This window comes from Mycolicibacterium vinylchloridicum, from assembly GCF_013404075.1.
Taxonomy (GTDB): Bacteria; Actinomycetota; Actinomycetes; order Mycobacteriales; family Mycobacteriaceae; genus Mycobacterium; species Mycobacterium vinylchloridicum.
In genome coordinates, this window is the sequence record NZ_JACBJQ010000014.1 from 102,601 (window position 1) to 120,010 (window position 17,410).

At 68.2% G+C, this 17,410-nt stretch carries 19 protein-coding genes; 16 read left to right on the forward strand and 3 right to left on the reverse strand.

The window, feature by feature from the left end; all coding sequences use genetic code 11:
• Window positions 1–236: 236 nt before the first annotated feature.
• On the forward strand, window positions 237–1,718 hold the full coding sequence (locus HPC46_RS14220; RefSeq protein WP_179470831.1) for an FAD-dependent oxidoreductase: 1,482 nt from the start codon (window positions 237–239) through the stop codon (window positions 1,716–1,718).
• On the opposite strand, the gene HPC46_RS14225 is transcribed toward HPC46_RS14220, so the two are convergent.
• On the reverse strand, window positions 1,715–2,572 hold the full coding sequence (locus HPC46_RS14225; protein ID WP_179470833.1) for an alpha/beta fold hydrolase: 858 nt from the start codon (window positions 2,570–2,572) through the stop codon (window positions 1,715–1,717). The two genes, HPC46_RS14220 and HPC46_RS14225, sit on opposite strands and share 4 nt — an antisense overlap.
• A gap of 63 nt (window positions 2,573–2,635) precedes the next feature.
• On the opposite strand from HPC46_RS14225, the gene HPC46_RS14230 reads away from it, so the two are divergent.
• The 11 genes from HPC46_RS14230 to HPC46_RS14280 all read left to right on the forward strand — a co-directional run bounded on the left by HPC46_RS14230 (window position 2,636) and on the right by HPC46_RS14280 (window position 13,122).
• Complete coding sequence (locus HPC46_RS14230) at window positions 2,636–3,037, forward strand: secondary thiamine-phosphate synthase enzyme YjbQ (RefSeq protein ID WP_179470835.1); 402 nt, start codon at window positions 2,636–2,638, stop codon at window positions 3,035–3,037.
• Between the two features lie 64 nt (window positions 3,038–3,101).
• The gene (gene alaS, locus HPC46_RS14235) at window positions 3,102–5,798 is read left to right on the forward strand and encodes an alanine--tRNA ligase (RefSeq protein WP_179470837.1); all 2,697 of its coding nucleotides are present in this window, start codon (window positions 3,102–3,104) and stop codon (window positions 5,796–5,798) included.
• A gap of 5 nt (window positions 5,799–5,803) precedes the next feature.
• Window positions 5,804–6,307, forward strand: coding sequence for a Holliday junction resolvase RuvX (gene ruvX, locus HPC46_RS14240; RefSeq protein ID WP_179470839.1), 504 nt, complete (start codon window positions 5,804–5,806; stop codon window positions 6,305–6,307).
• The gene (locus HPC46_RS34980; protein WP_179470841.1) at window positions 6,300–7,532 is read left to right on the forward strand and encodes an endolytic transglycosylase MltG; all 1,233 of its coding nucleotides are present in this window, start codon (window positions 6,300–6,302) and stop codon (window positions 7,530–7,532) included. Before ruvX ends, HPC46_RS34980 begins: the two co-directional genes overlap by 8 nt.
• Window positions 7,532–8,332, forward strand: coding sequence for a shikimate dehydrogenase (locus HPC46_RS14250; RefSeq protein WP_179470843.1), 801 nt, complete (start codon window positions 7,532–7,534; stop codon window positions 8,330–8,332). Before HPC46_RS34980 ends, HPC46_RS14250 begins: the two co-directional genes overlap by 1 nt.
• A gap of 9 nt (window positions 8,333–8,341) precedes the next feature.
• Complete coding sequence (locus HPC46_RS14255) at window positions 8,342–8,770, forward strand: prepilin peptidase (protein WP_179470845.1); 429 nt, start codon at window positions 8,342–8,344, stop codon at window positions 8,768–8,770.
• Window positions 8,771–8,830: 60 nt separating this feature from the next.
• A complete protein-coding gene (gene aroC, locus HPC46_RS14260; protein ID WP_179470847.1) occupies window positions 8,831–10,039 on the forward strand; it encodes a chorismate synthase in 1,209 nt (402 codons plus the stop codon).
• 4 nt (window positions 10,040–10,043) lie between these two features.
• Window positions 10,044–10,709: a shikimate kinase gene (locus tag HPC46_RS14265; RefSeq protein ID WP_179470849.1), complete on the forward strand. Its 666-nt coding sequence runs from the start codon at window positions 10,044–10,046 to the stop codon at window positions 10,707–10,709.
• Window positions 10,706–11,794 carry a 3-dehydroquinate synthase gene (gene aroB / locus HPC46_RS14270; protein ID WP_179470851.1) on the forward strand — a complete coding sequence of 363 codons (1,089 nt, stop codon included), beginning with the start codon at window positions 10,706–10,708 and terminating at the stop codon, window positions 11,792–11,794. Before HPC46_RS14265 ends, aroB begins: the two co-directional genes overlap by 4 nt.
• On the forward strand, window positions 11,791–12,234 hold the full coding sequence (gene aroQ, locus HPC46_RS14275) for a type II 3-dehydroquinate dehydratase (RefSeq protein WP_179470853.1): 444 nt from the start codon (window positions 11,791–11,793) through the stop codon (window positions 12,232–12,234). The genes aroB and aroQ overlap by 4 nt, the downstream gene beginning before the upstream one ends.
• 9 nt (window positions 12,235–12,243) lie before the next feature.
• A complete protein-coding gene (locus tag HPC46_RS14280; RefSeq protein WP_179470855.1) occupies window positions 12,244–13,122 on the forward strand; it encodes an MBL fold metallo-hydrolase in 879 nt (292 codons plus the stop codon).
• Here the strand turns inward: HPC46_RS14280 and HPC46_RS14285 are convergent.
• Window positions 13,119–13,976 carry a hypothetical protein gene (locus HPC46_RS14285; RefSeq protein ID WP_179470857.1) on the reverse strand — a complete coding sequence of 286 codons (858 nt, stop codon included), beginning with the start codon at window positions 13,974–13,976 and terminating at the stop codon, window positions 13,119–13,121. The genes HPC46_RS14280 and HPC46_RS14285 overlap by 4 nt on opposite strands.
• A 30-nt stretch (window positions 13,977–14,006) precedes the next feature.
• A complete protein-coding gene (locus HPC46_RS14290; protein ID WP_179470859.1) occupies window positions 14,007–14,630 on the reverse strand; it encodes a B-4DMT family transporter in 624 nt (207 codons plus the stop codon).
• A gap of 33 nt (window positions 14,631–14,663) precedes the next feature.
• Here HPC46_RS14290 and HPC46_RS14295 point away from each other — a divergent pair, with 33 nt between their 5' ends.
• Genes HPC46_RS14295 through HPC46_RS14310 form a run of 4 tightly spaced genes read left to right on the forward strand, consistent with a single transcriptional unit; the run spans window position 14,664 to window position 17,376 of the window.
• A complete protein-coding gene (locus HPC46_RS14295) occupies window positions 14,664–15,755 on the forward strand; it encodes an aminopeptidase P family protein (RefSeq protein WP_179470861.1) in 1,092 nt (363 codons plus the stop codon).
• A 29-nt stretch (window positions 15,756–15,784) separates the two neighbouring features.
• Window positions 15,785–16,348, forward strand: a complete 564-nt coding sequence (gene efp / locus HPC46_RS14300) for an elongation factor P (RefSeq protein WP_094478339.1) — start codon at window positions 15,785–15,787, stop codon at window positions 16,346–16,348.
• 1 nt (window position 16,349) lies between these two features.
• Window positions 16,350–16,829: a transcription antitermination factor NusB gene (gene nusB, locus HPC46_RS14305; RefSeq protein ID WP_179470863.1), complete on the forward strand. Its 480-nt coding sequence runs from the start codon at window positions 16,350–16,352 to the stop codon at window positions 16,827–16,829.
• 10 nt (window positions 16,830–16,839) lie between these two features.
• Window positions 16,840–17,376 (forward strand): TetR/AcrR family transcriptional regulator, encoded by a 537-nt coding sequence (locus HPC46_RS14310; RefSeq protein ID WP_179470864.1) that lies wholly within the window; start codon window positions 16,840–16,842, stop codon window positions 17,374–17,376.
• Window positions 17,377–17,410: the final 34 nt, after the last annotated feature.

Below are 17,410 nucleotides of genomic sequence, written 5' to 3' on the forward strand. Positions count from 1 at the left end.
CAGCGCCCCGGTGGCGCCACCGGCACTCCTCACCTTCCTCCGCCAGCGCCGCCGGGGCAATCGTCGAGCAGATATTTCAATGCTGCGACCCGCGGCTTGGGCGGCCCGCAGCGCTCGGTGTCCGGCCGGAAAGAAGTTGAGTAGACCACTACGCTACTGCGGCCCGTAGCAGCGCCGCAGACTTGGCTGACATGCACCGCGCGGGGTGGATCGCGGCGTGCCGGGAGGAGAGATCGATGTCTGTCGTCAGTTCATCTGCTAGCACCCCGCGCGAAGCCAGGACGGAGCACTGTGAAGTCTGCATCGTCGGCGCGGGCCTCACCGGACTCAACGCACTTTTCGTCGCCAGCCGCTACCTGTCTCGCGGTGAGCGAGTCATCCTGGTGGACCGGCGGGAACGTGTCGGCGGCATGTGGATCGACACCTATCCATATGTGCGCCTGCACCAGCCGCATCCGATGTTCACCGCGGGGAACATCGGATGGACGCTCGGTCAGGATCCCTCCTACCTGGCGACGAAGACCGAGGTGCTCGATCACTTCCAGTACTGCCTCGACGTGATCCGGCAGCGCATCCGCGTCGAGGAGTTCTTCGGCTGGGAGGTCGAATCGCACGATGAAATCGACGGGACGGTGCGGATCGACTGTCACTCTTCGGGCGGCCAGCGCATGGTCATCGAGGCCGACCAGCTGATCAATGCGATCGGCTTCCAAGTCAAGCCCAACGAGCCACTCGAGGTCTCGAGCCACCGGATCTTGTCGGTGTCTCCCGACTTCTGCGATATGCGCAGCGATGAGATGAGGAGTAGCGGAGCCCCGGTGTGGATCATCGGAGGCGGTAAGACCGCGATGGACACCGCTCACACGTTGATCACCGAATATCCCGGTCGGGAGGTGAACCTTGTGGCGGGCTCCGGAACGTACTTCATCAACCGGGACCGGTTCTTCCCGACCGGGGTCCGGCGCTGGTGGCAGGGCAAGTCTTTCACGGCTCTCGCCACGGAAGTGACCCGCCGGTTCGACGGCACCAACGAATCGGCCGTCGCGGATTGGTTCCGCCCCACCTACGGCACGTGGGTGACACCCCAGGCCGGCAATTTCCTTCTCGGCGTGTTGTCCAACTCCGAGAACAATGCGATCGCCGCGGGCTTGAACGATGTGATCATGGATCATCTGGTGGATGTCGTGGACCGCAACGGGGCAACGGATTTGGTATTCCGCAGCGGCTCCACCAAGGCGATCGAGCCGGGCAGCTGGATCGTCAATTGCACGGGATATTTCACCAAGGCAGTCGACCGCCCTTACGTGCCCTACGTGTCGCGCGGCGGGTCGGTGCTGTCGATCGAACCGCGGTCGATGACCCTCCAGTTGATGTCGTTCATGGGCTACTTCATGACCCATCTGCTGATGCTGGACAAGATCAGGGGCGTTCCCCTGTACGAACTCGACGCGATGGACCTACGGCACAAATCGAATGCCGCGTTTGCCTATACCGTGTTCTCGCTCGCCCAGTACAACCTCAGCCTCATCTTGGACGCGGTGCCGCTCAAGGTGTTCTCCGACTGCGGGCTCGACTTCAATCGCTGGTTTCCGGCGCCGCGGCAACTCGCGGGGACTGCCCAGTTCGCGCTGACGCACCGACGCGGGCGTGAGCACCTACGCCACACTCTTGACACCGTGCGCGACCGGTTTGACGTTCGGTGCGGCCCACTGGTCTAACGGGCCGGCCCCACGGCATGCGCGGCGAACCAGTCGAGCAAGAGCTCGGCCACTCGATCCGGCGCCTCGTCGAGGATCCAGTGCGAGACACCCTCGAAGACCTCGAAGCGGTACTCGGCGGCAACGTAGTTGCCGCAGTTCCTCGCGCCCTTTTCGAGCAATGCGACGTCGCCGTCACTCCACAGGAACATCGTCGGCACGGTGACTTTGATCCGGTTGTCGCCCATGCGGGCCAGCGGTATTGCCCGGTACCAGTTGAGCGCCGCAGTCAACGCACCCGGTTCCGTCATCGCCGCTGCCTCGGCTTCCACCAGCTGTGGCGCGTGCTGTGATCGCGACGAGAGGAATCCCGACAGCGTGAATTCTCCCCGTCCCCGCCGCAGGTACCACTCCGGTAGCCAGGGCAGCTGGAAGAAATAGATGTACCAGGACGCCAGTCCCTGGCGGCTGGTGAGCATCGATTTGAGGAACGCCCACGGGTGAGGCACCGACATCGGCGTCACGCTTAGCAGACGGTCAGGGAACCGCTGAGCCATCCGCCACGCTACGTTGGCGCCCCAGTCATGGCCCACCAAATGCACCCGCTGCGCACCGGCGGCGTCGATGAGTGCCCGCACATCACCGGCGAGGAGGTCGCCGCGATAGTCCCGACGACGCCGCGGGCGGGCACCGGGCGAATACCCGCGTTGCCGCGGGGCCAGGCAGCGGTAACCCTTCGCGGTCAACGCGGGGATGATCGACTGCCACATCGTGTTCTGCTCCGGAAACCCATGGAGCAACACGACGACCGGTCCGTCAGTGGGTCCTGCGTCGATGACGTCGAACACGAGCTCGCCGTTGCGAAACTGGTCCATCGGCGCAGCGTAGCGATTCCACTTCGGTGACCACTTCGATTCATGGCCCGTAGGCTGGGAATTGTGGACACCGCTGTGCTCGACGTCGACAGCTCACGGCGTCGGATCGTCGACCTCACCGGCGAGGTGCGGTCGTTCTGCCGCGGTCGCGGTGACGGGCTGTGCAACGTGTTCGTCCCACATGCCACCGCCGGCGTCGCGATCATCGAGACCGGGGCCGGTTCCGACGACGATTTGGTCGACACCCTCGAGCGGCTGTTGCCGCGTGACGACGGGTACCGGCACTCGCACGGCTCGCCCGGCCACGGAGCCGATCACGTGCTACCGGCCATCGTCTCGCCGTCGGTGACGCTGCCGGTCGGCGACGGCAGTCCACTGCTGGGCACCTGGCAGAGCGTGGTGCTGGTGGACCTGAATCGGGACAACCCGCGCCGATCGGTTCGGCTGAGCTTCGTGCGCGGGTAGCCCGAGGTAGACGACCGGTAATGTGGTGCGGTCGAAGCGTCAGACCCGAACGCGAGGAAAGCCAGTGCAGACACACGAGATCAGGAAGCGGTTCCTGGATCATTTCGTGAAGGCAGGTCACACCGAGGTGCCGAGTGCCTCGGTGATCCTCGACGACCCGAACCTGCTATTCGTCAATGCCGGCATGGTGCAGTTCGTGCCGTTCTTCCTCGGGCAGCGCACGCCGCCGTACGCGACGGCCACCAGCATCCAGAAATGCATCCGCACCCCCGACATCGACGAGGTCGGCATCACCACCCGCCACAACACCTTCTTCCAGATGGCGGGCAACTTCTCGTTCGGTGACTACTTCAAGCGCCGGGCCATCGAGCTGGCGTGGTCGTTGCTGACCACATCGGTCGACGACGGCGGCTACGGTTTCGACCCGCAGCGGCTGTGGGCGACGGTCTTCTACGACGACGACGAGGCCGTGCAGCTGTGGCAGGAGGTCGCCGGACTGCCGATCGAGCGCATCCAGCGCCGCGGGATGGCCGACAACTACTGGTCGATGGGCATCCCCGGGCCGTGCGGTCCGTGCTCGGAGATCTACTACGACCGCGGCCCGGAGTACGGCGTGGAGGGCGGCCCGGAAGCCGACGAGAACCGCTACATCGAGATCTGGAATCTCGTGTTCATGCAGAACGAGCGCGGCGAAGGCACCAGCAAGGACGACTTCGAGATCCTGGGCCCGTTGCCGCGCAAGAACATTGACACCGGCATGGGTGTGGAGCGCATCGCCTGCCTGCTGCAGAACGTCGACAACGTCTACGAGACCGATCTGCTGCGGCCCGTCATCGACAACGTGGAGGCCCACGCGCCACGCGGTTATGGCCAGGGCAGCCACTCCGACGACGTCCGCTACCGCGTCATCGCCGACCACAGCCGCACCGCGGCGATCATCATCGGCGACGGCGTCACGCCCGGCAACGAGGGCCGCGGCTACGTGCTGCGCCGGTTGCTGCGCCGCATCATCCGGGCGGCCAAGCTGCTGGGTGTCGAGCAGCCGATCATGGCCGAGCTGATGGTCACCGTGCGCGACGCGATGGGGCCGTCGTATCCGGAACTGGTCACCGACTTCGATCGCATCCAGCGCATCGCGGTGGCCGAGGAGACGGCGTTCAACCGGACGCTGGCCTCGGGTTCCAAGCTGTTCGAGGAAGCCGCCGCCGCGACCAAGGCCACCGGCAAGACCGTGCTGGGCGGTTCGGAGGCCTTCACCCTGCACGACACCTACGGCTTCCCGATCGAGCTGACCCTGGAGATGGCCGCCGAGGCCGGCCTGAGCGTCGACGAGCTCGGCTTCCGTGAGCTGATGGCCGAGCAGCGCCGCCGTGCCAAGGCCGACGCCGCCGCCCGCAAGCACGCCCATGCCGACCTGTCCGCATTCCGGGAGCTGGTCGACGCCGGGCCGACGGAGTTCACCGGGTTCGACGAGCTCACCTCCGAAGCGCGGATTCTCGGCATCTTCGTCGACGGTAAGCGGGTGCCGGTGGTGGCGCATGGTGGTCGCGAGCAGGCTGCCGAGCGCATCGAAATCGTGCTCGACCGCACCCCGCTGTACGCCGAATCCGGCGGGCAGATTGCCGACGCCGGCTGGATCAGCGGCACCGGCGGCAGCGGCGCGGCCAAGGCCGCCGTCACCGACGTGCAGAAGATCGCCAAGACGCTGTGGGTGCACCGGGTCAACGTCGAGTCCGGCGAGTTCGTCGAGGGCGACACCGTCACCGCGGCCGTCGACCCGGACTGGCGTCACGGCGCCACCCAGGGCCATTCCGGCACCCACATGGTGCACGCAGCCCTACGACAAGTGTTGGGGCCCAATGCCGTTCAGGCTGGATCGCTGAATCGTCCGGGGTACCTGCGGTTCGACTTCAACTACCAGGGCGCCTTGAGTGACGAGCAGCGCGCTCAGGTCGAGGAAGTCACCAACGAGGCGGTGCAGGCCGACTTCGAGGTGCACACCTTCAACGAGAAGCTGGAGAAGGCCAAGGCCATGGGCGCCATGGCGATGTTCGGCGAGTCCTATCCCGACGAGGTCCGCGTCGTCGAGATCGGCGGCCCGTTCTCGCTGGAACTGTGCGGCGGCACGCACGTGCACAACTCGGCCCAGATCGGACCGGTCACCATCCTGGGTGAGTCGTCGGTCGGTTCTGGAGTACGCCGCGTCGAGGCCTACGTCGGTCTGGATTCGTTCCGCCACCTGGCCAAGGAACGTGCGCTGATGGCCGGGCTCGCCTCGTCGCTGAAGGTGCCGTCCGAAGAGGTGCCGGCCCGCGTCGCGACCCTCGTCGAGAAGCTCAAGTCCGCCGAGAAGGAACTCGACAGGATCCGACTGGCCACCGCGAAGGCGGCCGGGGCGAACGCCGCCGCCGGCGCCGAGCAGGTGGGTAAGGTTCGTCTTGTGGCGCAACGGATGTCAGCCGGGATGACCGCCGGTGATCTGCGCTCCCTGGTCGGCGACATCCGCGGCAAGCTCGGTTCCGAGCCCGGAGTCGTGGTGCTCATCTCCGAAGGTGACGACGGCAGCGTGCCGTTCGTGGTCGCTACCAATCCGGCCGCGCAGGACGCCGGCTTCAGCGCCAACGAACTGATCAAGCAGATCGCCTCGGCCGTCGACGGGCGGGGCGGCGGCAAGGCCGACCTGGCTCAGGGGTCCGGTAAGAACGCGGCCGGAATCGATGCGGCACTGGGGGCGGTTCGCGCAGAGATCGCGCGGAGCTAGCCTCCGTGCTCTCCGCACAGAACCGTGTGCCCGACCGGCCCGGCGCAGATGATCCCGGGCGGGGCCGTCGGCTCGGCATAGACGTGGGAACTGTGCGGATCGGGGTGGCGGTCAGCGACCCCGACGGAATCTTGGCGACCCCGGTGGAAACAGTGCGGCGCGAGCGCACCGGCAAGCATCTGCGCCGGCTGACCGCGCTGGTCTCCGAGCTCGACATCGTCGAAGTGATCGTCGGGTTGCCGCGCACGCTCGCCGACCGCGCCGGGACGTCGGCACAGGACGCGGTCGACGTGGCCGACGCGCTCGCCGGGCGGATCGCCCCGGTGCCGGTGCGGTTGGCCGATGAAAGGTTGACGACGGTGGTGGCGCAGCGGTCGCTGCGCGAGGCAGGCGTGCGCGCCAAGGCTGCGCGCTCAGTGATCGACCAGGCTGCCGCGGTCGGGATTCTGCAAGGTTGGCTCGATCAGCGCCGCAATGCTGCGGCCGGCACCGGGAGCGGCGATGCGTGACGATTACGACGACCGCTCGGGCCCGGTGGCGGTCGGTCCGCCGAGGCGAAAGATGAGTCGCCTCGAACGGGTTCGGGCGCGGCGAAACCGTAACCGCCGCAGGATGATCGGCGCCGCTGCGGTGTCGCTGCTGATCATCGTGGTGGTGGCCGCCGTGTACCTGGGCGGCAAGCTGTTCAGTGGCAGCTCCGGAGAGTATGCCGGCGAGGGCAAGGACGACGTGGTGATCCAGGTCCACGAGGGCGACTCCACCACCCAGATCGGGCAGACACTGCGCGACAAGAACGTCGTCTCCAACGTCAAGGGATTCGTCGACGCGGCGAAGGACAACGCCGCGATCGCGGCCATCCAGCCGGGGTTCTACTCGGTGCGCACCGAGATGGCGGCGTCGGCGGCCGTGCAGCGCCTGGCCGACCCGCACAACCGGGTGGGCAAGCTGGTCATCCCCGAGGGCCGTCAGCTCGACGACGTCGCCGAGGTCGGCACGGGCAGGGTGACCGACGGCATCTTCGCCTTGATCTCGAAGGCCACGTGCGTGCCGATGAACGGCGGCCAGAAATGCGTGGCGGCCGAGGATCTGCGCAAGGCGGCTGAGCAGGCACCGCCCGAGCAGCTGAACGTCCCGCAATGGGCGACGCAACCGGTGACCTCGCTCGGCAAGAACCATCGCCGCCTGGAAGGGCTGGTCGCCCCGGGCACCTGGAACGTCGACCCGTCGGCAACGCCGCAGGAGATCCTGGCCAAGCTGGTCGGCCAGAGCGTCGACCACTACGTCGCCGGCGGCCTGCTGGACACCGCGACAGCGATGAATATGTCGCCGTACCAGATCCTGGTCGTCGGATCGCTGGTTCAGCGCGAGGCCAAGCCGCACGACTTCGCAAAGGTCGCACGGGTGATCTATAACCGGCTGGCGGTGCCGCAGAAGCTGGAATTCGATTCGACGGTCAACTACGCCCTGGATCGCCAGGAAGTCGCCACCACCGACGCCGACCGGGCCCAGGTGACGCCGTGGAACACCTACGCAATGGAGGGGTTGCCCGCGACGCCGATCTGCTCACCCGGTGACGAGGCACTGGCAGCGGCCGAGCGGCCCGAACCGGGGGACTGGTTGTACTTCGTGACCGTGGACAAAGACGGCACTACCCTGTTCACCCGCGACTACCAGCAGCACCTGGCGAACATCGAACTGGCCAAGCGCAACGGCGTGCTCGACTCGGCACGCTAGTGGCTGCGCGTAAGGCGGCCGTTCTCGGTTCACCGGTCGCACATTCCAAATCGCCGCTGCTGCACCTGGCCGCCTACCGTGCACTGGGCCTCACCGACTGGACCTATGACCGCATCGAGTGCACTGCCGACGAATTACCTTCGCTGGTAAGGGGATTGGGCCCGGAGTGGGTCGGCGTCTCAGTCACCATGCCGGGCAAGTTCGCCGCGCTGCAGTTCGCCGACGAGCGCACCGAGCGCGCCGAACTGGTCGGCTCGGCCAACACCCTCGTCCGCACCGAGCGCGGCTGGCGCGCCGACAACACCGATATCGACGGGGTCGCCGGCGCGCTGGCGCACGTGCGGCACCTGCGCCATGCGATCGTGCTGGGGTCGGGGGGCACCGCACCCGCGGCCGTCGTCGCGCTGGCCGATATCGGGGCGATCGAGATCACCGTGGTCGCCCGCAGCCACGACAAGGCGGCCCGGTTGGTGAATCTCGGTCCGGCCATCGACGTCACCACCGCGTTCTGCGCCCTGGGCGATCCGCGTCTGCCCGAGGTCGTGGCCACCGCCGATGTCCTGGTCAGCACGATCCCCGCCGAGGCCGCGGCCGCTCACGCGGACGTGTTCGCCGGTGTCCCGGTGCTGCTCGACGCCATCTACGACCCGTGGCCCACCCCGCTGGCCGCCGCCGTGGGCGAGGCCGGTGGCGAGGTGATCAGCGGTGTGCAGATGCTGCTGCACCAGGCGTTCAGTCAGGTCGAACAATTCACAGGCCGGCCGGCGCCGCGGGAGCAGATGGCGGCCGCGCTGGGTTAACGTCCGCCGGTGCGCTTGTTCGTGGTCGGGGTCGTGCTGCTGTGGACGGCCACGCTGACCGTGTTCGACGTGCGCCACCGTCGGCTGCCCAATGCGCTGACGCTGCCGGGCGCGGTCGCGGTCCTTGCGGTCGCGGCCTGGTGCGGTCACGGGATGCCCGCGCTGGCCGGAGCGCTCGGCCTGGCAGGGCTGTATCTCGTTGTGCACCTGGTGTTTCCGGCCGGATTGGGTGCCGGTGATGTCAAGCTGGCGCTCGGGGTGGGCGGGCTGACGGGTGCCTTCGGGCCCGATGTCTGGCTGCTGGCGGCACTGGGTGCGCCGGTGCTGACGGCATTGCTGGCCGTCGTGATCGCGGTGTCCGATCGGACCACGACGGTGCCGCACGGCCCGTCGATGTGTCTGGCGAGCCTGGCCGCCGCGGCGCTAGCGGTGTTCTGAGGCGGCACCGTCGCGAAAGCAAATTGGGTCTGCCGTGACCGGCGTGGGAAGATGGGACGCGTGTTGCGATGGACGACCGCCGGTGAATCCCACGGCCGCGCGCTGGTAGCCGTGGTCGAAGGCATGGTCGCCGGTGTGCAGGTCACCTCCTCAGACATCGCCGAGCAGCTCGCTCGCCGGCGTCTGGGCTATGGCCGCGGCGCCCGGATGAAGTTCGAGCAAGACCAGGTCACCGTGCTGGCCGGGGTCCGGCACGGCTCCACTCTGGGTGGCCCGATCGCCATCGAGATCGGCAACACCGAGTGGCCCAAATGGGAGACCGTCATGGCGTCCGACCCGGTGGCCGCCGAAGACCTCGACGTGGCCCGCAATGCGCCGCTGACCCGGCCCCGGCCCGGTCACGCTGATTTCGCGGGGATGCTCAAATACGGCTTCGACGACGCCCGCCCGGTCCTGGAGCGGGCCAGCGCCCGCGAGACCGCCGCGCGGGTCGCGGCGGGCACCGTGGCCCGGTCCTTCCTCCGTCAGGCGCTCGGCGTCGAGGTGCTCTCGCACGTCATCTCCATCGGGGCATCGGCGCCCTACGACGGGCTGCCGCCGGCCGCCGGCGATCTGGCCCGCATCGACGAGAGCCCGGTGCGTGCCTTCGACAAGGCCGCCGAGGCCGACATGATCGAACAGATCGAGGCCGCCAAACGCGACGGCGACACCCTGGGCGGCGTCGTCGAAGTCGTCGTCCACGGCCTGCCGATCGGCCTGGGCTCGTTCACCAGCGGTGACAACCGGCTCGACAGTCAGCTCGCCGCCGCGGTGATGGGCATCCAGGCCATCAAGGGTGTCGAAATCGGCGACGGCTTCGAAACCGCGCGCCGGCGCGGCAGCCAGGCCCACGACGAGATGTACCCCGGCCCCGACGGCGTGGTCCGCGCCACCAACCGGGCCGGCGGCCTGGAGGGCGGCATGACCAACGGGCTGCCGCTGCGCGTGCGGGCGGCGATGAAGCCGATCTCGACCGTGCCGCGCGCACTGGCCACCGTCGACATGGCCACCGGCGACGAGGCAGTCGCCATCCACCAGCGCTCCGATGTGTGCGCGGTGCCCGCCGCGGCCGTCGTCGTCGAGACGATGGTCGCGCTGGTGCTGGCCCGCGCCGCCCTGCAGAAATTCGGTGGTGACTCGCTGTCGGAGACCCGCCGCAATGTCGACTCCTACCTTCAGGCAGTCGCCGAGCGTATGCCGTCCGATTCGCCAGTGCGGGTGTCGGGGTAGCGCGATGGCGCCGAAGGCCGTGCTGATCGGGTTGCCCGGCTCCGGGAAGTCCACCATCGGGCGGCGGCTGGCCAAGGCGATGGGGGTGGGGATGCTCGACACCGACGCCGCCATCGAGGAGAAGACCGGCCGCACCATCGCCGACATCTTCGCGAACGACGGTGAGGCGGAATTCCGCCGCATCGAGGAAGAGGTCATCCGCGATGCGCTGAAGACCCACGACGGCGTGCTGTCGCTGGGCGGCGGCGCGGTCACGACCCCCGGTGTGCGTGACGCGCTGGCCGGGCAGACCGTGATCTTCCTGGAAATCAGTGCCGCCGAGGGCGTGCGCCGCACGAGCGGCAACACCGTCCGTCCGCTGCTCGCCGGCCCCGATCACGCCGAGAAGTACCGGGCGCTGATGAATCAGCGGGTGCCGATCTACCGGCGGGTTGCCACGATCCGGGTGAACACAAACCGACGTAACCCCGGTGCCGTTGTGCGCCATATCATTTCGCGGCTGGAGAACCCGCAACCGCCACGCCGACGCAGACCGCCGTGGCGCCGCTCGCAGTCCGCGACCGAAAAGCGGTCCAGTCCGCCACCGCCGGATGAACCGTCCGAATCCACCCCGGTCACGCCCGCCACCCCGGCGGCGCTGGCCGCTCGACGCGCCGGAGTCCGCAAATGACAGAGCCCACACCGCCGGTGACCATCGAGGTCGCCGTCGATCCGCCCTATCCGGTGATCGTGGGCACCGGCCTGCTCGGCGAGCTCGGTGAGCTCCTCGGCGGCAGGCACAAGGTGGCGATCCTGCACCAGCCGGTGCTGGCCCAGACCGCCGAAGCCATCCGGGCGCACCTGACCGAGCGGGGTGTGGACGCCCACCGGATCGAGATTCCCGACGCCGAGGCGGGCAAAGACCTGGCCGTCCTCGGCTTCATCTGGGAGGTGCTGGGCCGCATCGGGATTGGCCGCACCGACGCGTTGGTCAGCCTCGGTGGCGGGGCGGCGACGGATGTGGCCGGATTCGCCGCGGCGACCTGGCTGCGCGGCGTCGACATCGTGCACGTGCCGACCACACTGCTGGCCATGGTCGACGCCGCCGTCGGTGGCAAGACCGGGATCAACACCGAGGCCGGCAAGAACCTGGTCGGCGCGTTCCATCAGCCGGCCGGTGTGCTTGTCGACCTCGCGATGCTGGAAACGTTGCCGCGCAACGAGCTTGTCGCCGGCATGGCCGAGATCGTCAAGGCCGGATTCATCGCCGACCCGAAGATCCTGGACCTCATCGAAGCCGATCCGCAGGCCGCGGTCGACCCGGCCGGTTCGGTGCTGCCGGAGCTGATCCGGCGCGCGATCGCCGTCAAGGCGGAGGTGGTGGCCGCCGACGAGAAGGAGTCGGCGCTGCGCGAGATCCTCAACTACGGACACACGTTGGCGCACGCCATCGAGCGCCGGGAACGCTACCGGTGGCGTCACGGTGCTGCCGTCTCGGTGGGGCTGGTGTTCGCCGCGGAGCTGGGCCGGCTGGCCGGCCGGCTCGACGATGCCACCGCCAAGCGGCACCGCGACGTGCTCGAACTGCTCGGCTTGCCGGTCAGCTACGAGCCGGACGTGCTGCCCGAACTCGTCGAGATCATGGCCGGGGACAAGAAGACGCGCTCCGGTGTGCTGCGGTTCGTGGTGCTCGACGGGCTGGCCAAGCCCGGCCGGCTGGAAGGTCCTGACCCGGCGCTGCTGGCGGCGGCCTACGCGGAGGTGGCCAAGCAATGACAACCGTCCTGGTTCTCAACGGCCCCAACCTCGATCGGCTCGGTCGCCGCGAGCCCGAGGTGTACGGCAGCACCACCTATGACGACCTCGTCATGCTGATCGAGTCGCAGGCCACCGAGCTCGGCCTCTCCGCGGTGGTGCGCCAGAGCAACAGTGAAGCGCAGTTGATCGACTGGCTGCACGCCGCCGCCGACGCCGGCGACCCGGTGATCCTCAATGCCGGAGCGCTGACCCACACCTCGATCGTGCTGCGGGACGCCTGCGCCGAGCTGAAGGCTCCGCTGATCGAGGTCCACATCTCCAATGTGCATGCGCGAGAAGAGTTTCGGCACCACTCATATCTGAGCGCGGTGGCCACTGGCGTGATCGTCGGGCTCGGCGTGCAGGGCTATCTGCTGGCATTGCGCTATCTGGCGACGCTGGATGTCCCCCTGGACTAGTCTCCGGGGGTGCAGAACCAGATCGCGTTGGGCGCAGCCAACGTCACGCGCGTTGTCGAGACCCAAATCCACATGCGGACATCGCTGTTCGCCGACACCCCGGCGCAGGCCTGGGACGACCATGCCGACCTGCTGGAGCCGCACTTCTGGCACCGTGCGGCCGAGCAGTGGCGCATCGCGATGCAGTCGTGGGTGGTGGAGGTCGACGGTCTGGTCGTGGTGGTCGACACCGGCGTCGGAAACGACCGCGACCGGCCGCACATGCCGCCCCTGGATCATCTGTCGACCGACTTCCTGCACTCGTTCACCGCTGCGGGGTACGACCCGGCGACCGTCGACGTCGTGATCAACACCCACCTGCACACCGACCACGTCGGCTGGAACACCCAACTGGTCGACGGACATTGGGTGCCGACGTTCCCCAACGCCCGCTACGTGATGCCCGAAGCGGACTACCGCTTCTTCGGGCCAGGAGGAGAGGGAGAGAACGACGGCATGCGAACGGTGCTGGCCGACAGCGTGATTCCGGTGACCGATCAGATCCAGCTGTGGTCCGACGAGTTGGAACTCAGTCCGTCACTTCGGCTGCGTCCAGCCGTAGGGCACACCCCCGGGTCCTCGGTGTTGTGGCTCGACGCGGGCGCTCCCGCCGTGTTCGTCGGCGACCTGACACACTGCCCGATCCAGATCCGGCGGCCCGATGACGCCTGCGCGTTCGACGTCGACCCGGCCGCCGCCCGCGGCACGCGCAGGCGGGTCTTCACCGAGGCCACCCACGCCAAGGCGGCGGTTTTTCCCGCGCACTATCCCGGCCACGGCGGTCCGGTGCTCGTCGCGGACGGCGACAGTTTCGACGTTGACGGCTGGGCGGCGCTCGACGCGATCTAGCCGGTGCTGGGCACCGAGTAACAGATCGCGGTCGACACGATCGTCGGCAGCACGAACCCGGTGATGATGCTCGCGATCACCACGCCGACGTGCGGCGCTGCCAACCATTCGTCAGGTATGCGCGACGCGCTGCCGGCAAGTGCCGACGCCAGGATCGCCAGCACCAGCATGCTCACGGTCGCCAGCCGGATCGAACGCATCGCCAGCTGTGTCGATTCGGCCGGATTGACCAGGGACCGGCGCAACCGCAGGCTCCGCACGGCAACCAGACGGAGGTCGACCAGTACTACCACCGCCGTCGCACCGATCACCGCGCCGATCGCCCATGACGCGGATCTCCCGGCGTACATGAATGTCAGGTAGTCGATCGCGGTCTCGCTCATGACCAACGTCATCGACAGGGCGGCGGTGAACGTCAGCCAGCTGCCGAGGACCGCGAGAAAGCAGTAGGCCCTGGTGTCCTGGTCGTCGTCGGCTTGGTCGGGAAACTTGTTGACGACGTGGCTGGCGAGCATCCAGGCCAGGCCGCCGAACAGCGCGGTCGTGCCCGCCGCGAGCATTCCGGTGGCCGATATGCCCTGTGTCCACGCCACTGCACAGACGGCGCGCCGGTCACCGTCCTCGGGTACCTGGGTGCCGGTGATCAGGCTGAACACGAAACTGTCCAGCATCAAGACCAGAACCGCACAGGAGAACAACGCCAGCGTGTGCACGCCCTCGCGGGTGTTGCGGTCGAACAGCAACGCAATCGCGGTGATCAGGAAACCGCCAAGCACACCGGCCAACTGCGACGTCGACGGTGCCGACGTGAGCAGGCTCCATTGGTCGGTACTGCAGGCCGTGTCCGGATTCATCTCCGAAGCGAGGGGCCGGCGGCGAGAGGCTCAGGCCTTGTCGTCCCGGCCCTTGGTCATGTCGATCTGCTCGGTCGGCTCGTCGCGCTCGGCGGTCGCCACGGCCGAGGTGCGTTCCTCGGTTGCGGCGCCCTCGTGGGACAGTCCGGCGATGGGCCCGGTGCGGTCGTCGTCACGGACGGCGTCGAATACGCTGCCCGTGCTGCCGTCCTCGCGGCGGCGCTCCTGGGGAGGCCGCTTGCGGTCGACCAGGAAGCGGCCGATGGCGACCGCGGCGATGGCCGGGACGAACACCACCAGCGCGGTGAATGCCGCGAACGTGGTGAGCTCACCGATCAGACCCTCGGCGTAGACGTTCTTGTACACCAGCGAGACGATCCAGGTGACCAGGCCGCTCAGGATCCCGGCGATCAGCCCGGCCAGCAGCCACGTCATCGCCAGATCGCGGCGGCGGTCCGGGTCGGGGTTGGCGTTGGCGTCGGCGCGGCCGTCGAGCAGACCCCACACGAATGCCACGATGGCGAAGAGCACCACCAGCGCGATGCTGATGAGTGCGGCCTTGGTTTCGTAGATATTGATCAGCGTGCCCTGCACGAGACGGACGATCACCATGCCGGCAGCGAAGGCCAGTCCGCGCAACAACCACGTAGTCATGGTTAGTCAGGGTAGCGAGTACCGTCAGCGACCGTGACACATTCCCAACGCCGGGACCGGCTGGCTGCCCGGTTGGCGGCCGCCGGACTGGACGCGATCCTGGTGAGTGACCTGGTCAACGTCCGATACCTGTCCGGTTTCAGCGGGTCGAACGCGGCGCTTTTGGTGTTCGCCGGCGACACGCCGACGGTGCTGGCCACCGATTCGCGGTATCGCACGCAGGCCGCGCAGCAGGCGCCGGACCTGGAAACGGTGATCGAACGGGCCTGCGGGCGCCATCTGGTCGGGCGCGCGGTGGCCGACGGCGCCGCCCGGATCGGCTTCGAGAGCCATGTCGTCACCGTCGACGGGTTCGACGTGCTGTCCCGGGAACTGGACGAGCACCCGGCGGCCGAGCTGGTGCGGGCCTCCGGCACGGTCGAGGCACTGCGGGAGATCAAGGACGCCGGCGAGATCGCCCTGCTGCGGTTGGCCTGTGAGGCCGCTGACGCGGCGCTGGCAGAACTGGTGGCGGGCGGCGGCCTGCGGCCGGGGCGCACCGAGCGGGAGGTCGGCCGCCAGCTCGAGGCGCTGATGCTCGAGCACGGCGCCGACGGGCCGTCGTTCGAGACGATCGTGGCCACCGGAGCCAACTCGGCCATCCCGCATCATCGACCCACCGACGCCGTGCTGGCCAGTGGGGATTTCGTCAAGATCGACTTCGGTGCGCTGGTCGGGGGCTACCACTCCGACATGACGCGCACATTCGTGCTCGGCGAGGCTGCCGACTGGCAGCGGGAGATCTACGAGCTGGTCGCGGCGGCTCAGCGGGCGGGCCGGGATGCCCTGGACGTCGGGGCGGAGCTTCGCGACGTCGACGGCGCGGCACGGCAGGTGATCGCCGACGCCGGCTACGGCGAGTACTTCGGCCACGGCCTGGGCCACGGCGTCGGACTACAGATCCACGAAGCACCGGGAATCAACTCCGCAGCCGCCGGTACACTGCTTGCTGGCTCCGTGGTGACCGTGGAACCCGGTGTCTACCTGCCCGACCGTGGCGGTGTCCGCATCGAGGACACCCTGGTCGTCGGCGAGCGAAGCCCAGAACTGCTGACCCGGTTCCCCAAGGAACTAACGGTCGTCTAGGACCGGACAGAAGAGGAGAACGACCGACCGTGGCATCCACTGCCGATTTCAAGAACGGCCTTGTGCTGAACATCGACGGCCAGCTCTGGCAGATCATCGAGTTCCAGCACGTCAAACCGGGCAAGGGCCCGGCCTTCGTGCGCACGAAGCTCAAGAACGTGCTCTCGGGCAAGGTCGTCGACAAGACCTACAACGCCGGGGTGAAGGTGGAGACCGCGACCGTCGACCGCCGCGACGCCACCTACCTCTACCGCGACGGCTCCGACTTCGTGTTCATGGACTCCGAGGACTTCGAGCAGCACCCGCTGCCGGAGGCGCTGGTCGGCCGGCTGGCCGACTTCCTGCTGGAGGGCATGCCGGTGCAGATCGCGTTCAACGAGGGCGCGCCCCTGTACCTGGAGCTGCCGGTCACCGTCGAACTCGAGGTCGCCAGCACCGAACCCGGCCTGCAGGGCGACCGCTCCAGCGCGGGAACCAAGCCCGCGACGCTGGAAACCGGGGCCGAGATCCAGGTTCCGCTGTTCATCAACACCGGCGACAAGCTCAAGGTGGATTCGCGCGACGGCAGCTACCTGGGGCGTGTGAACGCCTGATATGGCCGACCGCAAGGCCGACAAGGGTCGGCATCAGGCGCGCAAGCGCGCCGTCGACCTGTTGTTCGAGGCCGAGGCCCGGGGTCTGACGTCCGCCGAGGTGGCCGACAAGCGGATCGCGCTGGCCGAGGCCAACGCCGAGGTGTCGGCGCTCAACCCGTACACGGTGACTGTCGCCAGGGGGGTTGCCACCCATGCGGCTCACATCGACGAGCTGATCACCTCGCACCTGCAGGGCTGGACCCTGGAGAGGTTGCCTGCCGTGGACCGCGCGATCCTGCGGGTGGCGGTCTGGGAGCTGTTGCATGCCGAGGATGTTCCCGAGCCGGTGGCCGTCGACGAGGCGGTCGAGCTGGCCAAGGAGCTGTCCACTGACGAGTCGCCGGGCTTCGTGAACGGGGTGCTGGGCCAGGTCATGCTGGTCACCCCGCAGATCCGCGCGGCGGCCGCCGCGGTCCGGGGCGCGTCGCCCGAGGCGTAAGGTCCCCGCCATGTTGGGGGCGACAGACTGGGTGGAGGCAGGTTTTTCGCTGCTGGCCACCGACGGTGTCAAGGCGCTGACTGTCGGCCGGCTGTGCGAGCGGGTGGGCGCCACCAAGGGCAGCTTCTACTGGCACTTCGCCGACATCGGCGCCTACCGGCGTGCACTGGCCGACACCTGGGCGCAGCTGCACGACAGCGACCGCGCCGAGTTCACCGACGGCGCCGGCCTGTCGCCGCGGGAGCGGCTCGGTCGGATGATGGGAGTCCTTCTCGGCCAACGGCATTGGATGCTGGAGCGGGCCATGCGGGAATGGGCGCGATCTGACGCCGACGTCGCGGCGGCGGTCGCATCCTCCGACCGGCGGGTGCGTCGCGCGGTGCGCCAGGCCTACCTCGACGACGGTTTCAGCGCCGAGGAGGCCGACGTGCGCGCCGACGCGACGTTCGCGGCCGGCGTCGGATTCCTGCACCTGTCGTCCTCGGCGCCCGGCGAGAAAGCCGTGGTCCGGCAGCAGCGTTTCCTCGAAATCATGTTGCGGCACTGACGGTCCGGGTTCCATACCAAAAGGTATGGTAGCG